Source organism: Variovorax sp. P4_D9, assembly GCF_056401695.1.
The window spans coordinates 1-8,868 of sequence record NZ_JBFUIU010000367.1 but is presented as its reverse complement, the minus strand read 5'-3'; the positions used below and the strand labels follow the sequence as shown (position 1 = coordinate 8,868).

Here is an 8,868-nt window from a genome sequence, read left to right as displayed (position 1 = left end):
CATCGAGTGGCTGCGTGCGCTGGCGCTGCAGGGCACGATGCTGGCCACCGCGCAGGTCGATACGCCGCGTATCAGACTGCTCAAGGTGGCGGCCGTGATCACCCGCAACACCCGTCGCATCCGGCTGTACCTGGCCTCGAGCTGGCCCAGCGCGCCGATCTTCGCGCAGGCCATGAGCGCACTGCACTCACCCTGAACTTCATACAGCGCCTGGCTCGCGCGATGACAGCAAATCAGCTCGCAACCCAAGCCGGGGAAGGGGTAATCGCGTCAAAACGATCGACATTGACCACGCGCAACGGCTCAATGACAGAAAACCAGCCCTCATCATCGAAGAAAACAACGCCATGGCAGCCCCAACCCTGTACAGCACCACTACGGTGAAATATGCAGGCTAGCGCAATGCCGCGTCGACATGCACATGGACGACAGCCGTCTCGTCTTCATAGACCCTGCGCCAGCCCGGGAGGTCGTCGAGCACCGCGATCGCCGATGTTCCGGGTGCGAGCAGGGACCATCCGAACCTGTACTCGTTCAGAATCTCGAGGAACTGCTTGCGCTCCTTGAGCCTGAGTGCATCAACCAGTTTCTCGAGGAATGCGTCGCCGTACATGTCCGCGCGGCCGTCGATGAACACCGGGATGCCTTCGTAGATAAGAAAGCCGCCGAAAGAGTATTCATTCAACACCGTTCCCTTGGCGCCGGCGGCCATGGCGGCGTCGATCGCGGCCTTGGGCGTGATCACGGGCGCGGGCGCGGGCGGTCGTAGATGCATGGATACCGCTGCGAATAATGCCGTCGCGCACGCGCACACCGCGATGGCCATCGGACGTGCCGGCGCGGCCAGGGACAGGAACCATCGGTCGAGCGATTGTGCGTCCCGGTTCGGGGTTCCCGTGGCGTACCAATGCCGCGCGAATGGGGTGGCCATCAGGAACGGAGCAACGAGTCCCAGCACCGCAATGTGTCTCTGATGCTTCAGCGCCAGGTGTATCAGCCCGAGCACGAGAACCATTCGCAGCCACGGCAAGCGTACCCGGCCGCTGAACGCGAGGGCCAGCACCAGGAGCAGCCACAGTTCCAGCGAACTCGCTTGCTGGAAATTCGGCGACAGCCACTCTCCGATGTGCGCGAGCGCGACCTTCATCCTCATGAGGTAGATCGCATGCCAGAGCACCTGCCAGCCGCTAGGTGTCAACATCGCCGCACCTGCGGACAGCGCGACGAAAACGCCCCACGATCTGGCGGGCGCCATGCGCATGCCGCGAGGATGCGCAAGCACCGCATCCAGTGCCATGCCGGCGCCGAGCAACAGGCCAAGGACGAAGCTGCCGTGCATGTTGGCCCAAAGGACCATCAGGCCAAGCAGCCACCACGGCGGCCTGCGGCGCGCCTCCGCCGCGTCCACCAGCGCCGATATCCATAGCGCCAGCAGCAGCCAGGCCATCGCGTGAGGCCGCGCGAGCAGGTGCGTCGAGAGCATGCTCCCGGCAAGCACGGTGAAAAGCAGCGCGTGCACCGGCTCCATGCGAGCCAGCAGGAATCGCATCAACAGCGCGAGCACAAGGGCGAAGCTGCAGGCTGCAAGCGCAGCCAGACCCGCCCAGCCGCCGAGTCGATAGACGCCCAGCATCACGAGTTCGGACAGCCACTCGAACGCCGTCCAGGGCACGCCGGGCATCGAATGCGAGAACGGGTCGAGGGTCGGCACCGAGGCGTGCTCCAGAATCCAGCGGCCGGCGGCGAGGTGCCAGTAGGTGTCGGCATCCCGCAGCATCAGATTCGGCTGGTACGCGATCAGGGCCACGATCGTGAAGACCCAGACGATCAGCGGCCACGACAGGCCCCAAGTGCGCACTGCGGGCGCTGCCGCGCTGGCGTCGATCGTTGAATTCATGCTGCGGTCGACCTTTCTCGAAGTTGGTATCTTCCTGGGGGAGCGCACTAGCCATCGCCACTCAGCATCGGCATCAGCGAGCGGATCACCTGAATCGCCGCCGGCCCCATGACCACCATGATGATCGAGGGAAACACGCACACCACCAGCGGGAACAGCATCTTGGTCGGCACCTTGGCGGCCAGCTCTTCGGCGCGCACCTGACGCTTGTGGCGCAGGTCGTCCGAGAACACGCGCAGCGACTCGCCAATGCTGGTGCCGAACTTGTCGGCCTGGGTCAGCATAGTGGCAAAGGTGGCGATCTCCTCGACCCCGGAGCGCATTGCAAGGTTGCGCAGCGCCTTCTCGCGTGCGCTGCCGGCTCGCATCTCAAGGTTGGTCCAGTGCAGCTCCTGTGCCAGCGCTTCGCTCTTGATGCGGATCTCGTCCGTCACCTTCGTGAGCGCCGCGTCGAGGCCCAGGCCGGCCTCCACGCAGACCAGCATCAGGTCGGCGGCATCGGGAAAGTTTTCGAAGATCTCGCGCTTCCGGGCCTTCGAAAGCAGATGGAGAGACGCGTTGGGCAGATAGCACGCGACCAGCGCCGCGGCCATGAGCCAGAAGATCAGCGTCAGCCCCTCGGTCGGATTTGTCGCCTGCAGGAGGACGAAGGTCACGAAAGCAAACAGGAAGGGCAGCAGGGTCTTGACGCCGAAATAGATCAGAGTCGCGTCCGGGTGCCGGATGYCGGCGTGGAGGAACCTGATCCGCAGGGGCGACGTATCTTCGTCGCCGGTCGGTGAGGACAGCTGTGCGAAGGGGCCGATGACCTTGACCATGGTCTCGGTCCATGCCGATTTCTCGGGGCTTGGCGCCAGCGCCTGCAGTCGCTTCTGGGCGCGGGTGGGTGCCCACCACAGGTACGCCCCGATCAGCCCGAGAGTCACGGTCAGAAAGACCAGCGCGGAAAGGACCAGCATCGACATGCTCCTAGACGTGGATGCGCACAATGCGCCGCAGGATGAGAACGCCGACCGCCATCAGGACCAGCATGTGCTTGATGATCGCGATGCCGATCGGATCGGTCCACAGGAGCGACATGAACTCGGGATTGACGAGGTTCRTGGCTCCAGCGAGCGCGAAGGGCATTACCCCGAGCACCCAGGCCGACAACCGTCCTTCGGACGACAGGACGCGGACCTTTGCCAACAGCTTGAGCCTTTCGCGGATCAGACGGCTGAGGTTGCCGAGCACCTCGGTCAGGTTGCCGCCCGACTCGCGCTGGATCAGCACCGCAACGACGAAGTAGCGCACATCGGTAATTGGGATGCGCTCGCTCAGATTCGTCAGCGCCTGCTGCAGCGACACGCCGAAGTTCACTTCGTCATGCACGATACGGAATTCCGACGCGATCGGCTCCGCCATTTCCTCGCCGATCATCTGCAGGCCCGATGAGAAGGCATGCCCCGCACGCAGCGCGCGCGTCACAAGGTCGAGCGCTTCGGGCAGTTGCGCCTCCATGCGTGTCAGACGCTTGGCGCGGCAATGATGAAGGTACGCCAGAGGCGCAAGCGCGCAGGCTACGCCGGCCATGAGCCCGAAGCCTTCGGACTGATGCGCCAGCCCCACCACGGCAATGAAGCCCACCACGCCCAGCCCGATACAGCCGAGCAGCAGCTTGGACACCGTCCAGTCGAGGCCGGACTGCAGAATCTGCCGGTCCAGCCTGTGCGCGCGCGGCACCCGCAGCAGCCAGCGCTGCAACGCCGGGACGTCGCTGAGCATCCGTTCCTTCAGGACCCTGGCCTGGGGCGAGCCGTCGCCCGAGCCGGAAAGGGCCTGCAGCCGCTTTTCGAGCTTTCGCGCTTCCGGGCCCTTGTACGACTTCCACATGAGGTAGAGGCCTTCGAGCAGCAGCAAGACCGCGACGAAGACCAGCACCACGATCATGAACAACGAATTACCCGTGAGGTTCTGCATGGCCCCTCCCCTCACTGGTAATGCTTTGCCGGATCGAACATGGCGTCCGGCAACGGCACGCCGAAGGCGCGCAGCCGTTCGGCGAACTTCGGCCGCACGCCGGTCGCATGGAAGTAGCCCTCCACCTGCCCCTCCGGTCCGACGCCGGTTTGCCGGAAGGCGAAGATCTCCTGCATGGTGACGACTTCGCCCTCCATGCCGGTGAGCTCCTGGATGCTCGTGATCTTGCGCTTGCCGTCGGTCATCCGCAGCGCCTGGATGACCACGGTGATCGCGGAGGCGATCTGCTGCCGGGCCGCGCGGTGCGGCAGGTTGAGGTTCGCCATGCCGATCATGTTCTCGAGCCGTGAAAGGGCATCCCGCGGCGTGTTGGCATGGATGGTGGTCAACGAACCTTCGTGGCCCGTGTTCATGGCCTGCAGCATGTCCACCGCCTCGGCCCCGCGCACCTCGCCGATCACGATGCGGTCGGGCCGCATGCGCAGCGCATTGCGCACCAACGCGCGCTGCGTGATCTCGCCGCGGCCCTCGATATTGGCCGGCCGGGTCTCCAGGCGCACCACGTGCGGCTGCTGCATCTGCAACTCGGCGGCGTCCTCGATGGTGACGACTCGTTCGGACTCGGGGATGTAGCCGGAGAGGATGTTGAGCAGCGTGGTCTTGCCGGCGCCCGTGCCGCCCGAGATGAGCATGTTGACCTTGGCCTTGCTGAGGCCTTCGAGCATGGAGGCCATCGCCGGCGTCAGGCTCTTCAGGTCCTCCACCAGGTTGCTCATCTTCAGCGGTATGTGGGCGAAGCGGCGGACCGACATCATCGGACCGTCCAGCGCCACGGGCGGGATCACCGCGTTCACGCGCGAGCCGTCGGGCAGGCGGGCGTCAACCATCGGGCTCGACTCGTCGATGCGCCGCCCCACCAGCGAGACGATCTTGTCGATGATGCGCAGCAGGTGCTTCTCGTCGGTGAAAGTGACCGGCGTCAGCTCCAGCCGCCCGCGACGCTCGACATAGATCTGGTCGTAGCGGTTCACGAGGATGTCGGACACCGTCGGATCCGCCATCAGCAGCTCGATCGGGCCAAAGCCCAACATTTCATGCTGGATGTCGCGAATCAGCGTGCGGCGCTCGACGTCGTTGACCGCGGCCTGGTCCTCCTGCACCAGGCGGCCGACCATCGTCGCGATCTCCTGGCGCAGCGCCTCCGGGGCCAGCGTGTCGAGCGTGGCGAGGTCGAACTTCTCGAGCAGCTTGAGATGCAGCCGGCCCTTGAGCACCTTGTAGGCCTCCGAATTGGCGGTGCCGTGGGAATCCGCTGCCACGTGCAGGGCAGGAAGGGCGGCGGCGTCGTTCGCCACCACGTTGAGCTTTTCGCGCAGGGACATGGGATACCTTTCGAGAATCAGGCGCGGCCGAGCAGCCGGTTGAACAGGCTGGTGCTTTCTTCCTGCCGCGGCGCCAGCGCCATGACCAGCTCGGCCAGGCTGCGTGCCACCGGATTCGATCGCGACAACTGAGCCAGCGGAATGCCGCGGTTGATGGCGGCATTGACTTCCCTTGGCGAATCGGGAATCAGGCGCTGCCCGGTGCCGCCGAGCGACCGGCGCACCTCGGGTGCACCGATCTCGCTGCTCTTGTCGATGCGATTGACGAGCAGTTCGATCTTCTCCGGCGAGTAGCCGAGCGACTTGAACACGCCGAGCAGCTTTGCGGCGTTTCGCAGGCCCGGCAGCCCGGCCTGCAGCACAGGAAAAATGCGCTGCGCGCGGTCGAGCGCGCGAATCGACAGCGTGTCCAGCGCGCGCGACATGTCGAGCAACACGAAGTCATGCTGCAGCACCGCGAGGTTCAGGATGGCGTCGATGTGCTCAGGCTTCACCTCCATGGCCATCGAGGGGTCCTCGGGGGCTGCGAGCAGGCTGAAGCTCGGCGTGATCTTGACCGTGCTGGCGGCGAGGAAGGAGGCGTCGAGCCGGCTGAACTCGCGCGCCACGTCGGCAATGGTCGACYTCGGCCTGTCGTCGCTCATGAAGGACAGCGCGTCGCCGAACTGCAGGTTGAGGTCGATCAGCAGCACCGAGTTGTGCTCGGCAAGTTGCCAGGCCAGGTTGGTGGCCAGGAAGGTGGCGCCGCTGCCGCCCTTGCACGGCATGAAGGCCAGCACCTTGCCGGCGGGCATGCCGTGCGCGCTCGCGAGTTTGGCGGCGACGCGCTGCACCACGGCTTCGAGGGCGGCGGCTGTGGCCGGCGATGGCAGCACCTCGCGCACCCCGGCGCGCATCGAGTTCAGCAGGAAGTCGGGCGTGTGGGTCGCGCAAAGCAGCACGACCGCGGTGCGCGGGTGGTGCGTGGTCACATGCTCGACCATCGCGAGTTCGTTGGGGTCGCAGCACATGCCGTCGACCAGCAGTAGGTCGGGCTGCTCCTGCTCCACCACCTGGCGCATCCTGCTCTTGCCGCCTTCCGTCAGAACGACCGTGTGAGACCGGGCCTCGAGCACCTTGCCCATCTCCTGCAGATGGCTCTTGTTGGGCGAAATAACGGCAATCTTCATGGGGGTTCCTTCAGGAGCAAATGGCGGCACTGTTCGGGTCCTGCCGCATGATTTCGCGAGGCAGGAAGGTTGAGAAGGTGGGCATCGGAATCGGGGCTCGTGCGGCCAGCCCCGCGACGGGCGAGATCCACTGGTAGTTGAGGCCGGTGATGGTCACCGTCACGCCTTCGCAGGTCGAAGCCGAGCAGCCGGCGGGGCTCCAGGCCACGCCGATGGTGCTGATCTGGGGCAACATGGCCTGCATTCGGGACAGCACCTGCGCCTGCTGCGATGTGTCGTCGCAGACCGCCGCGTATCGGGCGCCCGCGCGGGTGGCTTCCTGGGCCGCGCTCCAGGTGAACAGCATGCGGCTGAAATCCATGATGCCCAGCAGGAAGGTGAGGAAGAGGAGCAGCGCGAGCGCGAACTCGACCGTGGTGGCACCGATCTGGCGATGGATCATGTCTGGGCCCTCATAGTGGCGGTGATGTCGCTGAAGACGATGTTCCCGTTGGCGTCGCCGATGGTGACCATCCCGAAGATGCTGGAGACCATCGAATGGAAGCTGTAGCTGCTCACCCGCACGGTGACGGTGGTGACCACCGGATTGCTGCCGGTGGTCTGCCAGGTGCAGCAACTCGCCGCCGGGACATTGGCGAGGGTGAGGCCGCGCGCCAGCGGCGTTCCCGTGCCGGCGAGGTTGCCGTACACCATCAGGTTGCGCGCCTCCGTGATGTGGGTGCCGGGCGTCTGGAACGACAAGTAGCGCACCGCGTCGCGCGTCGACTTGGTGACGGCGTTGTACTCGTACATCGCCCGACCGAGTTCAGTCGTGATGAAGGTGAGCAAGAGCAGGAAGGGAATGATCAGCGCCAGCTCCACCAGGGCCACGCCCCCTTGCCTGGTCTTCATGGTCTTCATGGTCTTCATGGTCTTCATGGTCTTCATGGGGTTCACCGGACCAGTACCGGAACGAGCGGCCCCGCCGAGCCGCCGGGCAGTCCGTTGGTTGTGCAGGGACTCCCCGTCGCGCCGGCATTGCCCCTGAACTCCAGCTTGGCCGCGGACATCGGGATCGTGAGCGGCTGCAGCATCAGCATGCATGCGTAATCGATCACGCTGTTGGCTCCGTTGATCACGGGCACCGTGACGATGCGCCGGCTGGCCCCGTACTGCATGTGGCCGCCCGTCGTGTTGCCGGGCGCCGCCAGATTCTGGAAGCTGTTGAGCGACAGCCCCGTGATCGACTCGCAGCTGTTCGAGCCGTTGACCCTGGTGCCGGTATYGGCACAAGAGGCGTATGCCGCGCGCTTGGTCACGAAGTTCTGCGCGCTGGGGTGTGCGCCGGCGCCGGGCGTGCCGTCGTACGCGTTAAAGGCGGCCGGCCAGTTGGTCGTGGTGTAGGCGTAGCCCGTGAAATCGGGATGCTTGATCGCCGGGCCGCTGGTGTTCTTGTAGATGCCGAAGCGGGCATTCCATGCATCGGCCACGGAAGTCTGCACTCCGGGCGTGCCCAGGTTGTCGCCCRCGCGCGTTCCGCAATGGCCGTTCATCTCGGCTTCGGTTTCGGAGGCACTGTTGCTGCCGTCGAGGTTGGCCCAGCCGATCTCGCCGCCCTGTGCCGCGCTCTGCGCGTTGATCAAAACCACCCATTCGCCGACGGTGAATCCGTAGTTGGGAGYGGTGCCGCCGGCCTTGGGCTTCATCGCAATGGGGATCGGGCAGGTGGTCTGCGCGCTGGCGCGTGTCGCCACCGCCGAGGCCACAACCTGGCGCGTGCCCGGATTGGCGGCTGTGTCCCCGTTGAAGGCGCCCATGGCCTGCATCAGCCGCGTGACCACGTTCGACTGCGTGTGCTGGCACTGCGCATAGCGCGCGGCGGCGGGGACGGTGGTCGGGACGTAAGCCGAATCCTTGAAGGTGATGTTGGTCGCGACAATCTGGCCCTGCCCGCTCCAGTTGGTCGATTGCATGTTGACGCGATTGAGGTTGCCGGCGGTCATGCCGGCACTGATGGCGCGGGTCAATGCGGTGCTCTGCCCGTCGAGTTCCTGCGCGGCCGACAGGGCGCAGCTGTCCATGGCCGTCTGCAGTTCGGTCTTGACGACGAACAGGTGCCCGAAGTCCAGAGCGATGCCCATGAAGCCGAGCAGGAACAGCAGGACCAGCGCCGTCGTGACGATCACGGCGCCTTGTTGTCGACGAAGGCTGGTGAGCTTGCGCATGGTCGAATCTCTGATCGGGGTCGTGGGGCGAAGGGTCAGACGCAGGTCGCTGTCAGGCAGGTTGCGAATCGCGCGATGAAGGTGGAAAAGCTCGATCCGATCAGCAGCGGCTGAAGCCCTAGCACCAGCGCGATCGAAATGAGCGCGACGATCAGCGCGTATTCGATGACCAATGCGCCTTCCTCGTCGCGCAGCAAATTGGCGGGCATATTCGATGACCAATGCGCCTTCCTCGTCGCGCAGCAAATAGGCGGGCA

10 protein-coding genes are annotated in these 8,868 nt (G+C 65.2%); 1 reads left to right on the top strand and 9 read right to left on the bottom strand.

The features are described from left to right. On the top strand, positions 1-196 hold a 196-nt coding region (locus AC1DY5_RS31190; protein WP_478117760.1), incomplete at its 5' end, for a transposase. Positions 197-394: 198 nt separating this feature from the next. Here AC1DY5_RS31190 and AC1DY5_RS31185 read toward each other — a convergent pair. The 9 genes from AC1DY5_RS31185 to AC1DY5_RS31145 all read right to left on the bottom strand — a co-directional run bounded on the left by AC1DY5_RS31185 (position 395) and on the right by AC1DY5_RS31145 (position 8,820). Continuing rightward, a complete protein-coding gene (locus tag AC1DY5_RS31185; protein WP_478117759.1) occupies positions 395-1,681 on the bottom strand; it encodes a hypothetical protein in 1,287 nt (428 codons plus the stop codon). A gap of 263 nt (positions 1,682-1,944) precedes the next feature. Beyond that, positions 1,945-2,856, bottom strand: a complete 912-nt coding sequence (locus AC1DY5_RS31180; protein WP_478117757.1) for a type II secretion system F family protein — start codon at positions 2,854-2,856, stop codon at positions 1,945-1,947. 10 nt (positions 2,857-2,866) lie between these two features. Continuing rightward, positions 2,867-3,856: a type II secretion system F family protein gene (locus AC1DY5_RS31175; protein WP_478117755.1), complete on the bottom strand. Its 990-nt coding sequence runs from the start codon at positions 3,854-3,856 to the stop codon at positions 2,867-2,869. A gap of 11 nt (positions 3,857-3,867) precedes the next feature. Then, entirely contained in the window at positions 3,868-5,238 is a 1,371-nt protein-coding gene (locus tag AC1DY5_RS31170; protein ID WP_478117754.1) for a CpaF family protein, read from the bottom strand. Positions 5,239-5,255: 17 nt separating this feature from the next. After that, entirely contained in the window at positions 5,256-6,407 is a 1,152-nt protein-coding gene (locus AC1DY5_RS31165) for a CpaE/TadZ family protein (protein ID WP_478117753.1), read from the bottom strand. Positions 6,408-6,417: 10 nt separating this feature from the next. Then, on the bottom strand, positions 6,418-6,849 hold the full coding sequence (locus AC1DY5_RS31160; RefSeq protein WP_478117751.1) for a TadE/TadG family type IV pilus assembly protein: 432 nt from the start codon (positions 6,847-6,849) through the stop codon (positions 6,418-6,420). Beyond that, the gene (locus tag AC1DY5_RS31155; protein ID WP_478117749.1) at positions 6,846-7,334 is read right to left on the bottom strand and encodes a TadE/TadG family type IV pilus assembly protein; all 489 of its coding nucleotides are present in this window, start codon (positions 7,332-7,334) and stop codon (positions 6,846-6,848) included. The genes AC1DY5_RS31160 and AC1DY5_RS31155 overlap by 4 nt, the downstream gene beginning before the upstream one ends. A 5-nt stretch (positions 7,335-7,339) precedes the next feature. Beyond that, complete coding sequence (locus AC1DY5_RS31150) at positions 7,340-8,611, bottom strand: pilus assembly protein TadG-related protein (RefSeq protein WP_478117748.1); 1,272 nt, start codon at positions 8,609-8,611, stop codon at positions 7,340-7,342. 35 nt (positions 8,612-8,646) lie between these two features. Beyond that, on the bottom strand, positions 8,647-8,820 hold the full coding sequence (locus AC1DY5_RS31145) for a Flp family type IVb pilin (protein ID WP_478117747.1): 174 nt from the start codon (positions 8,818-8,820) through the stop codon (positions 8,647-8,649). Positions 8,821-8,868: the final 48 nt, after the last annotated feature.

Coding starts and splice junctions, on each gene's coding strand:
- AC1DY5_RS31185 (WP_478117759.1), bottom strand. CDS start 1,681: ATGCCCGGCGTGCCCTGGACGGCGTTCGAGTGGCTGTCCGAACTCGTG.
- AC1DY5_RS31170 (WP_478117754.1), bottom strand. CDS start 5,238: ATGTCCCTGCGCGAAAAGCTCAACGTGGTGGCGAACGACGCCGCCGCC.
- AC1DY5_RS31160 (WP_478117751.1), bottom strand. CDS start 6,849: ATGATCCATCGCCAGATCGGTGCCACCACGGTCGAGTTCGCGCTCGCG.
- AC1DY5_RS31155 (WP_478117749.1), bottom strand. CDS start 7,334: ATGAAGACCATGAAGACCATGAAGACCATGAAGACCATGAAGACCAGG.
- AC1DY5_RS31145 (WP_478117747.1), bottom strand. CDS start 8,820: ATGCCCGCCAATTTGCTGCGCGACGAGGAAGGCGCATTGGTCATCGAA.